This is a genomic window from Caulobacter sp. GW821-FHT11E10 (genome assembly GCF_058808375.1).
This window is the reverse complement of sequence record NZ_JBXARP010000001.1, coordinates 436752-455231: the sequence shown is the minus strand read 5'-3', so window position 1 is coordinate 455231 and position 18480 is coordinate 436752. Positions and strand designations below refer to the sequence as shown.

Genomic DNA, 18480 nt, shown 5'->3' with positions numbered 1-18480 from the left:
CTTGCCCTAGACCGACCCGACCGCCCGGTCCTTGATCGAGATCAAGGCTTCCGGACGAACTCAACCTACACTCAACTCATGGGCGCCGGCATAGTATCGATTGATCGTTTTGGTCCGGCCCGGGCGTGGCTTGATCTTTTGGGCCTGAAATCCACCCCGGCCATGCGCCGCGCCAAGGCGTTCGGCCTGCTGGACGGCCTGGCGGCGATCGGCTTCGCGGCGGGCCTGGCCCTGGCGATCGACGCGATCGTCGCGCGGCGCGACGGGCTTGCCCTCGCGCTCTGGCTGGCCCTGGTGGTGGTCTCCAGCGCCCTGCGTGGCCTGCTGGCCCGCGCCGGGGGCGTGGCCGGGGCTCAGGCGGCGGCCGAGGTCAAGGCCGGGGTCCGCGCCGATCTGGCCCGTTCCGTGTTCGGCGGCGCGCGTCGCCCGGCCGGCGAGGCGATCACGGCCTTGGTCGAGGGCGTCGAGGCGCTGGACGGCCACGTCGCCCGCTTCCTGCCCACCAAGCTGTCGGCCGCCGTGCTGCCCCTGCTGATGATCGCCGTCGCCGCCGTGGCCAGCCCGATCTGCGCGGCGATCCTGTTGGCGACCTTGGCTCCGTTCGTCCTGGCCATGATTCTAGCGGGAACGGCCGCCGCCGCCGAGGCCCGCGCCCAGTTCCTGGCCCTGGAGCGCTTGTCGGCCCTGTTCCTCGACCGCGTCCGCGCCCTGCCGGTGGTGCTGGCCTTCCAGGCCGAGGGTGCGACCACGACCGCCCTGACCCGCTCGGCCTCGGAGCTGGCCGAGCGCACCATCAAGGTGTTGAGGGTCGCCTTCCTGTCCTCGGCGGCCCTTGAGTTCTTCGCCGCCCTGTCGGTGGCCCTGGTGGCGGTCTATTGCGGCTTCAACCTGCTGCGGCTGCTGCCCTTCCCGGTTCCCGAGACCCTTGACCTCAAGCGCGCCTTCTTCGTCCTGGCCCTGGCGCCGGAGGTCTACGCCCCCATGCGCCGCCTGGCCGCCGCCTATCACGACCGCCAGGCCGCCGAGGCCGCCGCCGCCAGCCTCGCGACGTTCGAGGCGCCCGCGCCCCGGCCGGTGGTCGCGCCGCTGACCAAGGCCCCGACCCTCCGCTTCGAAGGCGTCACCATCCGCTATGCCGACGCCGACGCGCCGGCCCTGGAGGGCTTCGACCTGACGGCCCGGGCGGGAACCATCACCGCCCTGGTCGGACCCAGCGGCGCGGGCAAGAGTTCGTTGCTGAACCTGTTGCTGGACCTCGCGCCGCTGACCGGCGGGCGTATCCTGGTGGACGATATTCCGTATACGGACTTATCGGCAGAAATCGCCTGGGCCGGCCAATCGCCGCTGATCCTGCCGGCCTCGATCGCCGACAACATCGCCCTGTCGCGCCGCGACGCGACCCGGGCCGAGATCGCGGCCGCGGCCGACGCGGCGGGGCTGAGTCCCGCCCTGGCGGTCCGACCCGGCGGTCTCGACTTCAGGCTCGACGAGCGCGGCTCCGGCCTGTCCGGCGGTGAGCGCCGACGCCTGTCCCTGGCCCGCGCCCTGCTGAAGCCCGCCCCGATCCTGCTACTGGACGAGCCGACCGCCAATCTGGACGCCCTCGCCGAGGCTGAACTGCTGGCCGCCATCCGCGTCGCCGCCCGGGGCCGCACGACCCTGATCGCCACCCATTCCGAAGCGGTCGCCGCCCTGGCGGACCAGGTGGTGCGGCTGTGAGCTTGGCCCAATCACCCTTCCCCTCAAAACTCTCGTCATTCCCGCCCCTGTGGCGGGAACCCCTCTGGCCGCCGCAGGTGCGGGAGGGGCGAACCGCTGGCGGTTCGCTTGCGTCTCACGTGTCAGCTGAACCAGGGGTTCCCGCCACAAGGGCGGGAATGACGGATCAAGAGGGAGCGGTCGGTTGAATTCCAACAGCCCCCTCGACACCCTCATCCGCGCCCAGAAGCGCGAGCGCGCCGGGGCGCTGCGGCTGGCGATCCTGAGCGCCGTCACGGTCGGGGCGGCCTCGACCCTGCTGCTGGGCCTGTCGGGCTGGTTCATCGTCGCCAGCGCCATCGCCGGCGCCGCGGGGCTGGCGAGCGCCCACGCCTTCAACGTGCTGCTGCCCAGCGCCATGATCCGCCTGCTGGCCATACTGCGCACCGCCGCCCGCTACGGCGAGCGCCTGTCCGGTCACGCCGCCGCCCTGCGCGCCCTCGCGGCCATCCGCCCGGCCGTGTTCGAGAGCCTGGCCGCCGCGCCGCCCGCCCAGTCCCTGGCCCTGTCGCGCGGCGAGGCCTCGGCTCGACTGGTGCAGGACGTTGACGCCATCGAGACCCGCTTCGTCCGCCTCTCCGCGCCGTGGAGCGCGGTCGCCGGCCTGGGATCAGGGATCGCCCTCGCCGTCCTGGCCGGCTGGGCCCCGGCCCTGGTCATCCTGGTCGCCGCCATCGCCGCTATCCTGGCCGCCCGCGCCCTGGCCCGGCGCTTCTCCACCCCCGCCCGCGCCGCCGTCCAGGCCAGGGTCGGGGCGCTGAAGGAGACCACCGCCGCGCTGGTCGCCGCCTCGGCCGAACTGCGCGCCTACGGCCTGGACGCCTGGGCCGGCGAGACCCTGAACGCTAAAGCCGCCGAACTCGACGCCGCCCGCCTGGACGCCGCCCGGGCCCTGGGGCTGGTGGTGGCCAGCCAGGCCATCATCCTGGGCCTGGCGGTCGCCGCCGCCGTGGCCTACGCCGCCCCGACGGGCGCTCCGCTCGCCGCGCTGGCGGGCCTGGCCGCCGCCATGAGCGTGGACGCCCTGACCGGCCTCGCCCACGCCTTCGACCAGGACGGGGCGGCGCGGGAGGCGCGCGACCGGCTGGACGAGATCCTGCGCCATCGTCCGCACACCGCCGAACTTCCGGCCGACGGCCCGCCCGTCCTGAACCTGCTCGGCCAGACCCTCGCGCCGGGCGAACGCCTGGCCGTCGTCGGCCCATCCGGCTGCGGCAAGACCACCGCCGTCGAGACCCTGCTGGGCTTGCGCGGCGAGGCCCCGCCCCTGCCTCGCGCCGCCTTCTCGTGGCTGCCTCAGGACGCGGGTCTGGTCGCCGGCACGGTGCGCGACAACCTCCGCCTGGCCGCGCCCCGGGCGACCGACGACCAGCTCTGGACGGTCCTGGAGGACGCCGCCCTCGCCGACCGCGTCCGCGCCGCGCCCAAGGGCCTTGGCGCCTGGCTCGGCGACGACGGCGAACGACTGTCCGGCGGCGAGCGGCGGCGGCTGGCCCTGGCCCGAGCCTATCTGCGCAACGCGCCGTGGCTGCTGCTGGACGAGCCGACCGAAGGTCTGGACGCCGCCACCGAGGCGCTGGTGGTGGAAAGGCTGGACCGTCGCCTGGCGCGCACCGGCCAAGGCCTGGTGCTGGTCAGCCACCGCGCGGCGCCGGCGGCGGTGTGCGGGCGACGCGTGGAGATGGCCGCCCAGAACGACAAAAACCGTGTCATCCCGGCCGAAGCGTAGCGCAGAGCCGGGACCCAGGGGTCGCCGCAACGCGCTTGGCCCCTGGGTCCCGGATAGCCTCTGCGAGGCTTCCGGGATGACACGGGGTTTGATGCTGAGGACCTGAAGGCCCCTCATCCAAACTTCCCAACCCCGGGTCGCAAACCGTCCAGCCTACCCCCTACGCAGTGACCGCGCCTTGACCTGCCTCAAACCCCGGCGGCTATAAGGGCCTATCAAGTCCGTAGCTCTTGAGCGCCCATGAAGCCGGCCCGGGGCCTGTCCTCGACCCTGTTCAGCGATCCGCACCCCACCGCCTATCTGGCGGCCTTCGCGGCCGTGATGGCGACGGCGGTGGCGCGGCTGTACCTGCCCGAGGCCTTCACCGCCCCGTCCTCGTTCCTGCTGTTCGTGCCGGCCGTGCTGGTCAGCGCGGCCCTGGGCGGCCTGGCTCCGGGGATCTTCGCCACCACCTTCGCCTGGGGCACGGTCTGGTGGGTGACGCGCGACATCCCGTTCGACCTGGTCAGCGGCCTGTCGGCGGCGATCTTCCTGTCGGTCGGCTTCGGCATGGCCATCGGCGGCGGCTGGTTCCACGCCGCGCGGCGACGGGCGGCGGCGATCAACGACCACCTGCGCTCGATCCTCGACACCGTGCCCGACGGCGTGGTGGTCATCGACCGCGACGGCGCCATGACCTCGTTCAGCCCCGCTGCCCAGCGGATGTTCGGCTGGACGCCCGCCGAGGTGCTGGGCCGCAATGTCAGCCTGCTGATGCCCGAGCCGCACAAGGCCGCCCACGACGGCTACATCCAGCGCTACCACCGCACCGGCGAGAAGCGGATCATCGGCGCCGGCCGCGTCGTGGTGGGCCAGCGCAAGGACGGCTCGACCTTCCCGATGGAGCTGGCGGTCGGCGAGACCAAGGGGGCCGTGCCTTCCTATACCGGCTTCATCCGCGACCTGACCGAGACCCAGGAGACCGAGACCCGCCTGCAGGAGCTGCAGAACGAGCTGGTCCATGTCTCGCGCCTGACGGCCATGGGCGAGATGGCCTCGACCCTGGCCCACGAGCTGAACCAGCCGCTGTCGGCGATCGCCAACCTGCTGACCGGCTCGCGCCGCCTGATTGACCGAGGCCGCGAGGCCGACCAGGCCAAGGTGCGCGAGGCCATCGACAAGGCCGCCACCCAGGCCCTGCGGGCTGGCGACGTCATCCACCGCATGCGTGACTTCGTGCGCCGGGGGGCCAGCGAGCGCGCGGCCGAGAGCCTGTCCAAGCTGATCGAGGAGGCCAGCGCCCTGGCCCTGATCGGCGAGAAGGACCGCCAGGTCGACGTGCGCCTGTCGCTGGACCCGGCCGCCGACGCGGTGTTCGCCGACCGGGTCCAGGTGCAGCAGGTGCTGCTGAACCTGATCCGCAACGGCATCGACGCCATGCAGGAGCAAGGCGTCCGCCGCAAGGCCCTGGTGATCACCAGCGAGGTCACCGAGGAAGGCTGGGCGCGGGTCAGCGTCGCCGACAATGGTCCCGGCATCGCCGACGACGTGCGCGACCGCCTGTTCCAGCCCTTCATGACCACCAAGCCGCAGGGCATGGGGGTGGGCCTGTCGATCTCGCGCTCGATCATCGAGGCGCACGGCGGGCGCATCTGGGCCGAGGCCAATCCCGGCGGCGGGGCCCTGTTCCGCTTCACCCTGCCGCCCGCCGATCAAAAGGAGACCGTCGATGACTGAGGCTCACGTCGTGCATGTGGTCGACGACGACGAAAGCGCCCGCGAGTCCCTGGCCTTCCTGCTGGAGTCCGCCGACTTCGAGGTCGTGGCCTATGCCAGCGCGCCGGCCTTCCTCGACGCCCTGCCGGGGATCAAGCCCGGGGTGGTGGTCACCGACGTGCGCATGCCCGAGATGAGCGGCCAGGAGCTGGTCGCCCGGCTGGCCGCCCTGAAGGTGCGCATGCCGATCATCATGATCACCGGTCACGGCGACATCCCGATGGCGGTCGAGGCCATGCGCTCGGGCGTGGTCGACTTCATCGAGAAGCCGTTCTCGGAAGCCCGGATGCTGGACGCCCTGGGCCGCGCCATGAAGGCCCCCGAGGCCGCGCCGGTCACCGACGACCAGGCCGCCATCCTGCACCGCCTGGAGACCCTGTCCGAACGCGAGCGCCAGGTGCTGGACGGCGTCGTCGCCGGCCACGCCAACAAGGTCATCGCCCGCGAGCTGGGCATCAGTCCGCGCACGGTCGAGATCTACCGCGCCAAGCTGATGACCAAGATGCAGGCCGACAATCTGGCGGCCCTGGTGCGGATGACCCTGTCGGCGCGGGGGAGCTGATCCCGCCTCCCCGTCCGCCCGTCCGCATCCCCGCGTAAGGGGGTTTCCTTAGGCGCGGCTCCCGAATTTCGCCGACACGGAAAAAGGCGCAAGACCCTACCAACAGAAGGGTCTTTCCATGCTGTCTCCCCTCCGCGTCGACGCCGTCCCGATCGCGTTTGATCCCGTCCTCGCCATCCCCGCCGCCTGCCCGCGCTTTTCCCGCGACGAGGAGATTTTCAGCGAGGGCGAGGCCGCGGCCTATGTCTACCAGGTGATCTCGGGCGCGGTGCGCACCTACCGCATCCTGCGCGATGGCCGCCGGCAGATCGACGAGTTCCATTTCGCCGGCGACTATTTCGGCCTGGAGATGGGCGAGGCCCACCGCATCACCGCCGAGGCCCTGACCGACGCCAGCGTCCGGATGATCCGCCGGAGCGCGCTCAGCGCGCTGGCGGCCCGGCGCTGCGACGCGGCCCGCGCTTTGTTCCGCCTCACCACCGAGAGCCTGCAGCGCAGCCAGGACCACGTGCTGATGCTGGGCCGCCGCTCGGCCGCCGAGCGCGTGGTCGGGCTGCTGCTGGACATCGCCGAGCGCACCCACGCCGACGCCGAGCTGGACGTGCCGATGAGCCGCCAGGACATGGCCGACTATCTGGGCCTGACCATCGAGACGGTGTCGCGCACCCTGACCGGCCTGCAGGACGAGGGCCTGATTGCTCTGCCGACGGTCCGGCACGTGGTGCTGAAGGATCGGCGCGCGCTGGAACGGATGGTGGGCTGAGGCGCATAGGCTTTCACCCGAAACCCCAACTCCCTGCCTCCCTAGGCCTTGTGCCTAGGGTCCAGGCCGACGCTCGCGCGGCGTCGCAAGGCGTGTGACCACACTGCCGAGCACTCTCGAAATCTCAGAACCTGGCGGAACGATGGGTCCTAGGCACAAGGCCTAGGAAGGCGGGAGTTTGGGCTTCGCAGGCGAGCCCCTAAACGCCCCCTTCGTCGCTCCGCTCCAGCCCGGCGATGGTCGCTTCCTCGCGCGCGCCGCCCTTGTCGACCGCGCTCAGCATGGCCTGGCGCAGGGCGTAGACCACCAGCGCCGACAGGATCAGGGCGTTCAGCACGAACGGGCCCCAGCCGATGCGCTGGTAGAGCAGCACGAACAACGGCGCGACCACGACATTCAGGCCGTTGATGGCCGCGATCGCCCCCGCCGCTCCGGCCTGGTCCTTGGCGTCCACCGACAGCGAGGCGCCGGCCGTGAAACCCGGCCGGGCAAAGCCGTAGCCCAGGCTGGCGATGGCGTAGCCGATGGCGACGGCCGCGTAGTCCGGGGCGAAGGCGACGATGAGGTTGCCCAGGGCCGCGCAGCCGACGCCCCAGCGCATCAGCTCGCGCGGGCCCATCTGGAACATGCGGATCAGGCCCCACTGCGCCAGCAGCCCGGCCACCGCGCCCGCCGCCATGGCCAGGGTGATGAAACCCTGGGCCTTGACCGGCTCCAGGCCCAGCTTGTCGATAATCAGGAAGCCCAGGGTCTGGGTCTGGGCCGTCTGGCACGAGGCGACCAGGAAGCCGAAGATCAGGAACGGCTTCAGGCGCGGGTCCTTCCAGAGGGCCGCGCCCTCGCCGCGCCAGGGCAGGCCGAAACCGCGACGGGGCGGGGTGTCGCGGCGGCCGGGCACGAAGGTCTCGGGCAGGCCGCGATGGACGACGACCATCATCCCGGCCGCCAGGGCCGCGAAGGCGAACATCGGTCCGGCCAGGCCGACGATCGGCAGCACGAACAGCGGCGCCAGCAGCGGTCCCACCACGGTGCCCAGGCCGAACGCCCCGGCCAGGGTGGCCATGGTCTGGGTGCGCTCCTCGCGGGTCGTGCGCTCGGCCATATAGGCCTGGGTGGCCGGATTAGCCGCCGAGCCGAAGCCGCCGAACAGGGCGCGGCACAGCAGGAACAGCACGAAGATCACCATCGGCGGAGCCAGGTGGTGCAGGCCGGCGGAGACGACGATGGCGCACAGGGTCATCGAGACGCTGAAACCGGCCAGGCCCAGCAGGATCAGGGGCTTGCGGCCACGCAGGTCCGACTGCCGGGCCCAGAATGGCGAGGTGACCGCCCACAGCACCGCCGACAGCGAGAAAATGCCCGCGACCAGGGCGTCGGGGATGCCGATCTGGCGGCCGATCGCCGGCAGCACGGACAGCATGCCGGTGTTCCCCAGGGCGGTCGCGACGGACACGCCGAAGAGGATCACGAACGCGCTCCGGTTGGCCCGAGCCTCTTGAGTCTCCCCAGTCATCAAACAACCGTTAGACCCGGCTGAAGGCGCGCGCAATGTGTCGCGGGTCACAGCGCGCCCGTCAAAGGTGTGAGAACCTTGGATTAATCATTAACCGCGATAGTGCGCCGTCAAACTCGGGGTTCGGCCTAACACCATGTTCCAGATCATCGGCATCGTTCTGCTCTTCGGCCTGGTGTTCGGCTCGTACATCATCTCGGGCGGCAAGATGGACGTGATCCTTCACGCCGCGCCGCACGAACTGATGGCCATCGGCGGCGCCGGTGTCGCCGCGTTCCTGATTTCCAACTCGATGACCGTGATCAAGTCGACCATGGGCGGCTTCGGCAAGATTTTCGCCGGCCCCAAGTGGAAGGCCCAGGACTATCGCGACCTGCTCAGCCTGCTGTTCCTGCTGACCAAGACGATGAAGTCCAAGGGCGTCATCGCCCTGGAAGCCCACATCGAAAAGCCGCACGAGAGCACGATCTTCGCGCGCTACCCCAAGATTTCCCACGACCACTTCGCCGTCGACTTCATCTGCGACACCCTGCGGATGATGACCATGAACCTGGAGGATCCCCACCAGGTCGAGGACGCGATGGAGAAGCAGCTCGAGAAGCACCACCACGAAGCCCACATGGCGGCCCACGCCCTGACGCAGCTGTCGGACGGCCTGCCCGCCCTGGGCATCGTCGCCGCCGTGCTGGGCGTCATCAAGACCATGGGCTCGATCACCGAACCGCCGGCCGTCCTGGGCGGCATGATCGGCGGCGCCCTGGTCGGTACGTTCATGGGCGTGTTCATGGCCTACGGCCTGGTCGGCCCGATGGCCACGCGCCTGGGCGCGGTGCTGGACGAGGACCACTCGTTCTACAAGATCATCCAGGCCGTCCTGGTCGCCCACCTGCACGGTAACGCCGCCCAGATCTCGGTCGAGATCGGCCGCGGCAACGTGCCCAGCGCTTCGCAGCCCAGCTTCATGGAGCTGGAAGAGGCGCTGTCGCAGATCCCGAACGAATAGTCCGACCTCCCGGCGCGCCGCGCCCGTCGCCAGGTTAGCGCCTCGTAACTTGCGCGCGCTATCGAACCGGTATTCCTTCTGCGCAAAGCCGTCGTCGACAAGGCGATCGGATCAGCCGCAAGGGGAAGACCGTATGACCACCACCATGCTTCGCAAGCTCCTGATCGCCGGCGCCGCCGTCTCGGCGCTGTCGCTGGCCGCCTGCGGTAACAAGGAAGAGGCCGGCCACGACAGCGAAGCCGCCAAGGCCGCCGCCGCCGACGCCAGCACGGTGACCGACGCCGCCGCCGCCAAGGACCAGGCCGCCGCCGACGCCAACAAGGCCGCCGCCGACGCGGCTGCCGCTCCGGCCGATCCCGCCGACACCGCCGCCGACGCCGCCGCCACGGGCGCGACCTCGGCCCCCGCCTCGGCCCCGGCCGAACCCGCCAAGCCGGAAGAGAAGAAGGCCGCTCACTAAGCGTTCCTCTCCATCGGAAGATCGAAGGGCCGTCCCGCTCGGGCGGCCCTTTTTCGTTGACCGAAGCCAGCCGCGAGCGCTCTAGCAGGCCGATGGACCCCACCGACCCTTCCGACGGATCGCCGCCAGGCTCGCCGCTCGTCTGGCGCGAGGACGGCCTGCCGCAGTCCAGCCTGTACGGCGACGTCTATTTCTCCAGCGTCGACGGCCTGGCCGAGACGCGGGCGGTGTTCCTGGCCGGCTGCGGGCTGCCCGAGCGCTTTTCCGAACACCGGGACCTCGTGGTCGGCGAGCTGGGGTTCGGCTCGGGCCTCAACATCGCCGCCCTGCTGGACCTGTGGCGACGGGAGAAGCCCGCCGAAGGCCGGCTCCATATCTTCTCGATCGAGGCCCATCCGCTGGCCCGCGATGAGGCCGCCCGGATCCTGGCTCATTGGCCGGAGCTGGCGGAGGCGGCCCAGGTGCTGCTGGACCACTGGCCCGGCCGCGCGCGGGGCTTTCACCGCATCGACCTGCCCGGCTTCGACGCGACGCTCGACCTGGCCGTCATGGACGTGGTCGAGGCCCTGGAAGCCTGGGACGGGGCGGCCGACGCTTGGTTCCTGGACGGCTTCTCCCCCGCCCTGAACCCGGCCATGTGGCGCGAAGAGGTGCTGGCCGCCGTCGCCGCCCGCTCCGCGCCCGGGGCCCGCGCGGCGACCTTCACCGTGGCCGGGGCCGTGCGGCGCGGCCTGGAGGCGGCCGGCTTCGAGATCGCCAAGCGCCCCGGCTTCGGCCGCAAGCGCGAGCGGCTGGAGGCCTGGCTGCCAGGGGGGCGTGAAACCAAGCCGCGTCCCCGGAGCCTCGCCATCATCGGTGGGGGGATAGCCGGCGCCGCCCTGGCCCGCGCCGCCCAGGCCCAGGGGCTGGACGTCATCGTCGTCGACGATCCGGAGGGCGTCGCGGCCTCGGGCAATCCGGCCGCTCTGGTCACGCCGGCCCTCGACGCCGGCGGCGGCCCGCGCGCGGCGCTGTACGCCCAGGCCTTCGCCCGCGCCGTCACGCTCTATGAAGCCGAGCCCGGCGCGGTGATCGCCCGCGACGTCGTCCAGCTGGCCACCACCGAGCGCGACGCGAACCGCTTCGCGACCATCGCCCGCCAGGACCTGTTCGAGCCCGGCGCGATGTCGGCGCTGGATCCGGACCAGACCGCCGCCCGGGTGGGCGCCGCGACCCCGGCCCTGGCCATGGGCGCCAGCCTGGTCATCGAGCCGCCCGTGGTCACCGCCGCCTGGACCGGCGAGATCGTGCGCCGCCGGGTCGCCCGCCTGGATCGCGCCGGCGAGGGCTGGGTCCTGGTCGACGAGGCGGGCGCGGTGATCGCCCGGGCCGACCGCGTCGCCCTGGCCGGCGGCGCGGCGACCGGCGCGCTTGCGAACGTCGTCCTGAAGCCCGTGCGCGGCCAGGCCAGTTGGGCCGAAGGCGTCGCCACGCCGCCCGTGGCTTTTGGGGGCTATGCGGTCCCGACGCGCTCGGGCGTGCTGTTCGGCGCCACCCACGACCGGGGCGAGACCGCCACCGAGGTTCGTGCCGGCGACCATGCCCGCAACCTCGAAACCCTCGCCAAGGCCCTGCCGGACCTGGCCCAGCGGCTGACAGGGAGAGACCTCGAAGGCCGCGCGGCGATCCGCGCCACCACACCCGACCGAATGCCCCTGGTCGGCGTCCGCGACGACGGCGTGCTGGTTTTGACAGGCCTGGGATCGCGCGGCTTCTGCCTGGCGCCGTTGCTGGCCGAGCACCTGGTCGCCCAGGCCCTGGACCTGCCCTCGCCCCTCCCGCGCCAATTGTCGCACCCCGTCGAACTGAGCCGTTTCGACTCGCCCGAGAGGGGTATCGGCGTATAGTCGAACGTGGTTATCGGAGTGTCCGAGGCGACCAGTTCAGCGCTGCGGGCGTTCCTTCCCACGTGAGGCCGACACCCCTTAGGTCGGTCCCGTGACGGCGGTCCGCCGCCCTCTTGGCCCGCCGGATTGGACGCTCCCGACGCCCCATCGGGAGCGTCTTTCCGTTTCAGGACGCGCTTTCGGTCAGCGGAATATCGCGCTCACCTCAGACCAGAATCTCCCGCCTTCCTGGGCCTTGTGCCCAGGACCCATGCCTGAGGCGGGTGCGGAGCCTCTGGGCTCGCGAAGCCGAAAGGCCCTGAACTCAACCCTATTCAGCTGATGCTGACACAGGGATCCTGGGCACAAGGCCCAGGAAGGCGGCGGATTGGCGCCGGTGTCGGGTGACTCTAGGTTCGACCTGTCCCGCCCAAAGAAAAAGGGGCCGGCCCGAAGGCCAGCCCCTGATCCCTTTGATCGTCGATCGAGTTAGAAGTTGATCGAGACCGTCGAGCGGCGGTTCAGCGGCTCCTTGACGCCATCGCCGGTGGCGACGGCCGGAGCGGTTTCACCCTTCCAGTCGACCGACAGCGAGGTGGCGTTGACGCCCATGCTGACCAGGCCATCGGCCACGGCCTTACCGCGACGTTCCGAGAGCTTCTGGTTGTAGGCGTTCGAGCCCGAGGTGTCGGTGTGACCCGTCACCACGATCTTGGTCGCGCTACCGCCCTTGGCGTATTCGGCGGCCTGCTGGACCACGGCCTGGGCTTCCGGCGTCAGCACGTACTGATCGAACGGGAAGTAGACCACGAACTCACGCGCCTCGTAGGCCGGAGCAGCCGGCGGCGGGGGCGGCGGAGGCGGCGGCGGGGGAGGCGGCGGGGGCGGAGGCGGCGGCGGCGGGGGAGGCGGCGGCGGGGGCGGCGGCGACCCGAAGGTGTAGCGCAGGCCCAGGGTCACCGAGGTGTCCTTGTAGCGGCCCGAGAACGTGCCGACGTCCGTGATGTTGCCACCGGGCGGGCCGGCGTTCTGGGTCACCGAGCCCCAGTCGAGCTTGGTGGTGCGCAGGTAGCGGCCCGTCAGGTCCATCGACCAGTTGTCGGCGAAATTCCACGCCAGGCCGATCAGGCCCTGCATGGCCATCGCCTGGTCGACGTCGTCGAAGCTGGTGTTCTGGAAGATGGCCGCGCCGGCCGGGACACCCGACAGCTGGCCATAGACCTTGTTGTGCACCCAGGCCGTACCGACGCCGGCGCCGATGAACGGGTTCAGGCGCGACTCAGGAGCCATGTCGAACAGGACATTGGCCATCAGGGTGGTGGCCTTGAACGTGCCGACGGGCTCGCCGCAGATCGGGCTGGCCGAGGTGCGGCCGACGCCGGCGGTGCAGAGCCCGACCGGTTGACCGCCCGCGCCACCGCCGGTGACGCCCACGGCGCCGACGCCGCGCACGCTTTGCATGTCACTGGGGCGATAGCCGTACTCGGCTTCCACGCGCCAGTTCGGCGACAGCTTGTAGCCCAGGCGCGCGAAGCCCGCCCAGTCCTTATCGCCGGAGAAGTTCCATTGATAGTTGTTGGTGGAGGTGGCTTTGACGTCCGCAGGCTCGTGATAGCCGACGTCACCCGCGACATACCAGCCGCTCAAAGCGCTTTGGGCCGAAGCGCCAGAGGCAGCGCCGAGCGCAACCGCCGCGACGCCGACCAGCAACCGCATATTCATTTCTAAACCCTCTTCATACGAATGTCGTAGGCCCGACACGTTCCCCGGGACCAGCACGACAAACGCGCCGTGGACGGATTTGGGTGTTGCCAATGAGCCACAACGAGCGGTCAACTGTGAAAATTGTGGCGATCAGCGCCACGATGCGGTCAAGCTTAGCTTGGCCGGAAGACTGTGCGCACTTGTCGCAAATAGCCGAGATTGCAGGGAAATTCAGTACAGCCCATACTTCTTGCGTGGGGCGAGTGGAGTATGGCCGTGAGTACTGAAACCTACATCGAAACTCGCCCGGAATTTGATGCCATCACCGGCGGAGAAGACCCCCACGCCTTCGTCAACGCCGATTCCCGCACCGGGGTCGTGGCCGGCAAGCCCAGCCTGACGGTCGATCAGGCGGCCATGCAGCTGCTGCGCGACGAACCGGGCTGGGGCGGGCTGTTCGAAACCGCCTTCAACGTCACCTACGCCTACCGCTCGACGGCGCCGAACAGGATGCCCAGCGACGTCGGCGGCTTCTCGCGGTTCAACGCAGCCCAGATCGCCCAGGCTGAAAAGGCCCTGGACGCCTGGGAGGACGTGGCCAACATCACCTTCACCCGCGTGGGGGCCGGCGGTGACGGCGACGAGGCCTACAGCAACAACGCCGCGATCCTGTTCAGCAACTACAACACCGGCGAACTGGGCGCGGCCGCCTTCGCCTACTATCCGGGCGACACCTCGTCCTCGAGCCAGTTGGGCGACGTGTGGATCAACGCCACGCTCGGCTACAACAGCAATCCGACCAGCTCGAACTACGGCGGCATGGTGCTGACCCACGAACTGGGCCACGCGATCGGTATCGCCCACCCGTCGGAATACGATTCGGGCTCGACCTCGCCGACCTACGCGGCCGACGCCGGCTATTACGAGGACAGCCGCCAGTACACGATCATGTCGTACTTCAGCGAGTCCAACACCGGCGGCTCGTTCAACGGCGCCTACGCCGCCGCCCCGCTGCTGGATGACATCGCCGCCGCCCAGAAGGCGTACGGCGCCAACATGAACACCCGCGCCGGCGACACGACCTACGGCTTCAATTCGAGCGCCGGCCGCGACTGGTTCAGCGCCACCTCGACCGCGAGCAAGCTGGTCTTCGCCGCCTGGGACGCCGGTGGGAACGACACCTTCGACTTCTCGGGGTACAAGGTCGCCCAGACCATCGACCTGCGTTCGGGCTACTTCTCCAGCGTCGGCGGCCTGACCGGCAACGTCACCATCGCCATGGGCGCGACGATCGAGAACGCGATCGGCGGCACGGGCAACGACACGATCAACGGCAACGCCGTCGCCAACCGGATCACCGGCGCCACCGGCAACGACGTCATCGACGGCGGCCTGGGCCTCGACGACGCGGTCTATACGGGCTTGGCCTCGTCCTACGCCATTATCGCCGGCGCCAACGGCGCCTGGTCGGTCAAGGACAACACCTCCGGCCGCGACGGCACGGACACGGTGGTCGGGGTCGAGACCCTGAGGTTCTCGGACCGCAACATCTCCCTGGTCGACAGCCGCGTGGCCCTGGCCATGTCGAACATCCTGCGCCTGGAGACCTTCAAGACCGGCGCCGAGGCCATGACCAAGTCCCTGGCGGCCGCGATCGCCTCGGGGACGAGCTATACCGACGCCATCACCACGGTGACCAAGGCGGCGATCTCGACCAGCGCCGTGGCCGCCCTCTCCTACCAGTTCTTCACGGGCAAGACCCCGTCGACGGCCGGCATGGACTATCTGGTGTCGCCGGACGGCACGAACCCGAACAACCTCAACAGCGCCTACTACCAGTCGTTCAGCATCGAGAACCGGTACATCAACTTCTCGGTCAATCTGGGCAAGCTGGGCGAGGGCTCGGCCGCCTTCCAGACCAACTACGGCGCGCTGTCGTTGTTCGACGCCACCAAGAAGGCCTACACGACCATCTTCGGCCTGGCCCCGACCGACGCCAAGGTCGCCGAGCTGCTGGACGCCACCCTCACCCTGAACGGCGCCACCCTGCACCGGAGCGACTATTTCGCGCTCTACGGCCAGGACGGCCTCAACGGCCAGGGGACCAAGGCGGCCATGGTCGGCTGGCTCCTGGCCGAGGCCGAGAAGGCCGACATCGGCCTCTACGCCAAGACCGCCGACGCCTTCTTCGCGATCATGGCCACCGACAATGTCTACGGCGTCGACATGATCGGCCTGTACGGCAAGCCGGAATACAACCTGACCTGAGGTCGGGGCTTCGGGACGAAACACAGCGGCGGCGGGCCTCGGGCTCGCCGCCGTTTTTCGTTTGGGCTGAATCCTATTGGGCTCGGGCGCGTTCTGACGGCAGGAGACCGCCATGCCCTACACCGTCCGCGCCCCGCACCTGCACGGCCACCACGCTCGCACGCTCGAGGAACCCAGCCCCGAAGCCGCCGCCGTCGCCTACGCCGAGGACTTCGCCCACGGGCCGGATGACGAGGACCTGCTGACCCTCATCGTCCGCGACGTGGAGACGGGGCAGGAGCAGTGCTTCCGCATCGACACCGCGACAGGCGAGACGGCGCCTTGCGGCTGAAAGTCTTCAGATTTTCAGGAAGGGAATGGTGGACGCGACAGGGATTGAACCTGTGACCCCTACGATGTCAACGTAGTGCTCTCCCGCTGAGCTACGCGTCCGCCGAAGCGAGCCGAACCGTCTTCGAGAAGACGTCCCGGCCGGGAAGGTGTGGGGGTATAGCGGCGGCTTTTCCCGTAGGCAAGCCGCCCAATACGGTTTCGGCGAAGTTTTTTAGGCGGCCATCATCTTTTCCACCTCGGCGACCAGGTCGCGCAGGTGGACAGGCTTGGACAGCACCTTGGCGCCGGCCGGGGCGCGGTCCTGGGCCGAGAGGGCGACGGCGGCGAAACCGGTGATGAACATGATGCGCAGGGAGGGATCGCGCGCGGCGGCCTGGCGGGCCACCTCGATGCCGTCCATGCCCGGCATGACGATGTCGGTCAGCAGCAGGTCCCACGGATGTTCAAGGTGCTGGACGGCTTCCTCGCCGTCCGCGCAGGCCTGAACCTCGAAGCCGGCGCGCTCGAGCGCGCGGGCCAGGAAGCCGCGGAGGGAATCATCGTCTTCGGCGAGGAGGATGCGGGCCATTCAGGTCTCGGGTCCGGAAAAGTCGTCGATCGAAGACGCACCTTATCCTGTTGTCCTTTAATCGGGGATGAACCTAAACGTCGCGGCTGTGGACGGATGGGGCCCAGCCGGGAGCCACCTGTTGATTGGTGTTTGACCCGGCGCTGTCAGACTTCGATGATGACGCATGAGCGCTTGGCGGCCTGTCCCGACGGAGGAGCTGGCGACCGCGCCGCTGGAAACGTTCGGCGGCCCGGCGTTCGAGGTCCTGCGCGCCGCGCCGGCCGGGGCCCCGCCGCCCACGGCCCTGGTCTTCGCCTCGCCCCATTCGGGTGACGTCTATCCCGCCGACATGATCTCGGCCGCCCGCCTGCCCGTCGAGACCCTGCGCGCTTCGGAGGACGCCTTCGTCGACCAGATCATCGCCGGGGCGCCGCTCCTGGGGGCCGGGACGATCCGCGCCCGCTTCGCCCGCGCCTATGTCGATCTCAATCGCGAGCCGTGGGAGATGGACCCGGCGATGTTCGACGGCGACCTGCCCGAATACGCCCGCGGCCGCTCGGCCCGGGTGGCGGCGGGGCTGGGGACCATTCCCCGGGTCGCCGGCGAGGGCCGGCCGATCTACGCCCGCAAGCTGACCTTCGGCGAGGCCAAGAACCGGGTCGAGCTGGCCCACCGCCCCTATCACGACGCGCTGGACCGCCAGCTGGCGGCGGCGCGGGCGGCGCATGGGGCGGCCATCCTGATCGACTGGCACTCGATGCCGGCGGCGGCGGCGCGCGGCCAGCGGGCCAAGAGCGGCGGGCCGTGCGACATCGTGCTGGGCGACCGTTTCGGCGCGGCCTGCTCGCCACGGCTGACGGGGCTGGTCGAGCGCGAGCTGGAGACCCTGGGCTACCGCGTCGTGCGCAACGCCCCCTATGCCGGCGGCTACACCACCGAGCACTACGGGCGCCCGGCCAAGCGCACCCACGCCCTGCAGATCGAGATCAACCGCGCGCTCTATATGAACGAGACGACGCGCGAGCCCACCGAGGGCCTGGGGAAGCTGACCCGCGACGCCGAGGTTCTGACCCGGGCCCTGGCCGCAATGGATTTGGGCGAGCTGCGCTAGGCGCAGGCCCCATCCGGTCCGCGCGGGAACGGAGAACCCTAGGTCTTCACGGTGCGATGCAGCTTGTGCATCTCGTCACGCCGCAGCCCGCCGATCGTGGCGGCGACGCTGGCGCCGAAAGCGCTGGTCAGGGCGCCAATGCCCAGGAACAGCGAGACCTGAGCGCCAATCTGGGCCGAGCGCAGGACTTCCGCCGGCGACAGGTCGGCGGCCGAGGGCGCGGCCGGGGCCGTCATCAGCGCGCCGAGCACGAGCAGGCCCACGACGCTGGTCGCCCAGGCCAGCAGGCCGTGAGCGGTGTCGCGGAAGTAGGTCTCGTGATCATGGATGTGCAGCCACTTGGTGCGCAGCCGCCCGGCCAGATAGCCGCCAAGCATGCTGGCCACGACCTGGCAGGCGACAAAGACCGCGCCGAGCGCCGGCGAGAAGTCCCGCGCCGACAAGCCCACGGGCCAGTGAGGCGACATCTTCAGGCCAAAGCCGGCCCCGAGCGTCAGGAGCACGAACAGCATGGCGATGCTGGCCGCCGCCCCCGCCCAGATGGCGTCCCAGCTGACCGCCGACTGGTTCTCGTCCGGCATGTCGGAAGGGGAAAACTCGATTCCGTCGGTCATGACGCTCCGCCCCCGGCTCAAAGATGGTGCGTGCAGAAGGCGAGCAGCAAGATGATGGGGAGCGGCACCCCTAGAAGCGCCAGGAGGATCGATCGCATCGCTTATGCGTCCCTGCTCTGAATGATGGCCACTGCCTGGGCGGCGTCGCCGTGTCTTGCCAGAACGGGGAGAGTGGGGGCGAGTTCCGGCGCCGGTTCGGGAGCGGCGAACACCGGCCCGCGGACGAAAGCGGCCTCGCGCCGGTCCAGACCAAAAAAAAGCCCGGCGAAACCGCCGGGCTAGTTCATTAGGGAGGAAACGCCCAGGAAGGGCAGAAGCGGCAGCGCCGCCTCACGAGGTCGTTTATAGGGTGCGGCGCAAAAACGGGCAAGCAGAAAATGCGGATATGAATGTCGATTTTTTTGGAGGGGATTAGAGAAAGCCCTTGCACAGCAACGATCATAGAACAGCAATCTCTAAAATCTGCTCAAAAACTAGACATATTGCACTGCA

General features: G+C 70.0%; 15 protein-coding genes and 1 tRNA gene. 11 read left to right on the top strand and 5 right to left on the bottom strand.

Going from position 1 to position 18480, the window contains the following annotated elements:
• Nucleotides 1-78 precede the first annotated feature (78 nt).
• The 5 genes from cydD (at nucleotide 79) to fixK (ending at nucleotide 6567) form a co-directional block, all read left to right on the top strand.
• The gene (gene cydD / locus AC1RRV_RS02125) at nucleotides 79-1719 is read left to right on the top strand and encodes a thiol reductant ABC exporter subunit CydD (RefSeq protein ID WP_492857922.1); all 1641 of its coding nucleotides are present in this window, start codon (nucleotides 79-81) and stop codon (nucleotides 1717-1719) included.
• Nucleotides 1720-1903: 184 nt separating this feature from the next.
• Nucleotides 1904-3487 (top strand): amino acid ABC transporter ATP-binding/permease protein, encoded by a 1584-nt coding sequence (locus AC1RRV_RS02120; RefSeq protein WP_492857921.1) that lies wholly within the window; start codon nucleotides 1904-1906, stop codon nucleotides 3485-3487.
• Nucleotides 3488-3727: 240 nt separating this feature from the next.
• The gene (locus tag AC1RRV_RS02115) at nucleotides 3728-5203 is read left to right on the top strand and encodes a PAS domain S-box protein (protein WP_492857920.1); all 1476 of its coding nucleotides are present in this window, start codon (nucleotides 3728-3730) and stop codon (nucleotides 5201-5203) included.
• Nucleotides 5196-5804 (top strand): response regulator FixJ, encoded by a 609-nt coding sequence (gene fixJ, locus AC1RRV_RS02110; RefSeq protein ID WP_492857919.1) that lies wholly within the window; start codon nucleotides 5196-5198, stop codon nucleotides 5802-5804. The genes AC1RRV_RS02115 and fixJ overlap by 8 nt, the downstream gene beginning before the upstream one ends.
• Nucleotides 5805-5922: 118 nt before the next feature.
• Nucleotides 5923-6567: a transcriptional regulator FixK gene (gene fixK / locus AC1RRV_RS02105; protein WP_492857918.1), complete on the top strand. Its 645-nt coding sequence runs from the start codon at nucleotides 5923-5925 to the stop codon at nucleotides 6565-6567.
• A gap of 199 nt (nucleotides 6568-6766) precedes the next feature.
• Here fixK and AC1RRV_RS02100 read toward each other — a convergent pair whose 3' ends face one another.
• Nucleotides 6767-8080: an MFS transporter gene (locus tag AC1RRV_RS02100; protein WP_492857917.1), complete on the bottom strand. Its 1314-nt coding sequence runs from the start codon at nucleotides 8078-8080 to the stop codon at nucleotides 6767-6769.
• Between the two features lie 136 nt (nucleotides 8081-8216).
• Here AC1RRV_RS02100 and motA point away from each other — a divergent pair, with 136 nt between their 5' ends.
• The 3 genes from motA to mnmC2 all read left to right on the top strand — a co-directional run bounded on the left by motA (nucleotide 8217) and on the right by mnmC2 (nucleotide 11429).
• On the top strand, nucleotides 8217-9083 hold the full coding sequence (gene motA / locus AC1RRV_RS02095) for a flagellar motor stator protein MotA (RefSeq protein ID WP_492857916.1): 867 nt from the start codon (nucleotides 8217-8219) through the stop codon (nucleotides 9081-9083).
• Nucleotides 9084-9216: 133 nt separating this feature from the next.
• Nucleotides 9217-9543: a hypothetical protein gene (locus AC1RRV_RS02090; RefSeq protein WP_492857915.1), complete on the top strand. Its 327-nt coding sequence runs from the start codon at nucleotides 9217-9219 to the stop codon at nucleotides 9541-9543.
• 92 nt (nucleotides 9544-9635) lie between these two features.
• Nucleotides 9636-11429, top strand: coding sequence for a tRNA (5-methylaminomethyl-2-thiouridine)(34)-methyltransferase MnmC2 (mnmC2, locus tag AC1RRV_RS02085; RefSeq protein WP_492857914.1), 1794 nt, complete (start codon nucleotides 9636-9638; stop codon nucleotides 11427-11429).
• 468 nt (nucleotides 11430-11897) lie between these two features.
• Here mnmC2 and AC1RRV_RS02080 read toward each other — a convergent pair whose 3' ends face one another.
• Nucleotides 11898-13130: an OmpA family protein gene (locus AC1RRV_RS02080; protein WP_492857913.1), complete on the bottom strand. Its 1233-nt coding sequence runs from the start codon at nucleotides 13128-13130 to the stop codon at nucleotides 11898-11900.
• 258 nt (nucleotides 13131-13388) lie between these two features.
• Here AC1RRV_RS02080 and AC1RRV_RS02075 point away from each other — a divergent pair, with 258 nt between their 5' ends.
• Together AC1RRV_RS02075 and AC1RRV_RS02070 are read left to right on the top strand one after the other, a co-directional pair.
• Nucleotides 13389-15380: a M10 family metallopeptidase gene (locus AC1RRV_RS02075; protein WP_492857912.1), complete on the top strand. Its 1992-nt coding sequence runs from the start codon at nucleotides 13389-13391 to the stop codon at nucleotides 15378-15380.
• Nucleotides 15381-15492: 112 nt separating this feature from the next.
• Nucleotides 15493-15711, top strand: a complete 219-nt coding sequence (locus AC1RRV_RS02070) for a DUF5961 family protein (protein WP_492857911.1) — start codon at nucleotides 15493-15495, stop codon at nucleotides 15709-15711.
• A gap of 26 nt (nucleotides 15712-15737) precedes the next feature.
• On the opposite strand, the gene AC1RRV_RS02065 is transcribed toward AC1RRV_RS02070, so the two are convergent.
• Both AC1RRV_RS02065 and cpdR read right to left on the bottom strand, forming a co-directional pair.
• A tRNA-Val gene (locus AC1RRV_RS02065) sits at nucleotides 15738-15812 on the bottom strand.
• Nucleotides 15813-15924: 112 nt separating this feature from the next.
• Nucleotides 15925-16281: a cell cycle two-component system response regulator CpdR gene (cpdR, locus tag AC1RRV_RS02060; protein WP_004616083.1), complete on the bottom strand. Its 357-nt coding sequence runs from the start codon at nucleotides 16279-16281 to the stop codon at nucleotides 15925-15927.
• Between the two features lie 166 nt (nucleotides 16282-16447).
• On the opposite strand from cpdR, the gene AC1RRV_RS02055 reads away from it, so the two are divergent.
• The gene (locus AC1RRV_RS02055) at nucleotides 16448-17374 is read left to right on the top strand and encodes an N-formylglutamate amidohydrolase (RefSeq protein ID WP_492857910.1); all 927 of its coding nucleotides are present in this window, start codon (nucleotides 16448-16450) and stop codon (nucleotides 17372-17374) included.
• Between the two features lie 38 nt (nucleotides 17375-17412).
• Here the strand turns inward: AC1RRV_RS02055 and AC1RRV_RS02050 are convergent, their stop codons facing one another.
• Nucleotides 17413-17988: a hypothetical protein gene (locus AC1RRV_RS02050; RefSeq protein ID WP_492857909.1), complete on the bottom strand. Its 576-nt coding sequence runs from the start codon at nucleotides 17986-17988 to the stop codon at nucleotides 17413-17415.
• Nucleotides 17989-18480 lie beyond the last annotated feature (492 nt).

What these genes read in the sequence shown, in the direction of transcription:
- AC1RRV_RS02080 (WP_492857913.1), bottom strand. Translation starts at nt 13,130, where the DNA reads ATGAATATGCGGTTGCTGGTCGGCGTCGCGGCGGTTGCGCTCGGCGCT.
- AC1RRV_RS02055 (WP_492857910.1), top strand. Translation starts at nt 16,448, where the DNA reads ATGAGCGCTTGGCGGCCTGTCCCGACGGAGGAGCTGGCGACCGCGCCG.
- AC1RRV_RS02050 (WP_492857909.1), bottom strand. Translation starts at nt 17,988, where the DNA reads ATGACCGACGGAATCGAGTTTTCCCCTTCCGACATGCCGGACGAGAAC.
- mnmC2 (WP_492857914.1), top strand. Translation starts at nt 9,636, where the DNA reads ATGGACCCCACCGACCCTTCCGACGGATCGCCGCCAGGCTCGCCGCTC.
- AC1RRV_RS02115 (WP_492857920.1), top strand. Translation starts at nt 3,728, where the DNA reads ATGAAGCCGGCCCGGGGCCTGTCCTCGACCCTGTTCAGCGATCCGCAC.
- AC1RRV_RS02070 (WP_492857911.1), top strand. Translation starts at nt 15,493, where the DNA reads ATGCCCTACACCGTCCGCGCCCCGCACCTGCACGGCCACCACGCTCGC.
- cydD (WP_492857922.1), top strand. Translation starts at nt 79, where the DNA reads ATGGGCGCCGGCATAGTATCGATTGATCGTTTTGGTCCGGCCCGGGCG.
- fixJ (WP_492857919.1), top strand. Translation starts at nt 5,196, where the DNA reads ATGACTGAGGCTCACGTCGTGCATGTGGTCGACGACGACGAAAGCGCC.
- AC1RRV_RS02100 (WP_492857917.1), bottom strand. Translation starts at nt 8,080, where the DNA reads ATGACTGGGGAGACTCAAGAGGCTCGGGCCAACCGGAGCGCGTTCGTG.
- fixK (WP_492857918.1), top strand. Translation starts at nt 5,923, where the DNA reads ATGCTGTCTCCCCTCCGCGTCGACGCCGTCCCGATCGCGTTTGATCCC.
- AC1RRV_RS02090 (WP_492857915.1), top strand. Translation starts at nt 9,217, where the DNA reads ATGACCACCACCATGCTTCGCAAGCTCCTGATCGCCGGCGCCGCCGTC.
- cpdR (WP_004616083.1), bottom strand. Translation starts at nt 16,281, where the DNA reads ATGGCCCGCATCCTCCTCGCCGAAGACGATGATTCCCTCCGCGGCTTC.
- motA (WP_492857916.1), top strand. Translation starts at nt 8,217, where the DNA reads ATGTTCCAGATCATCGGCATCGTTCTGCTCTTCGGCCTGGTGTTCGGC.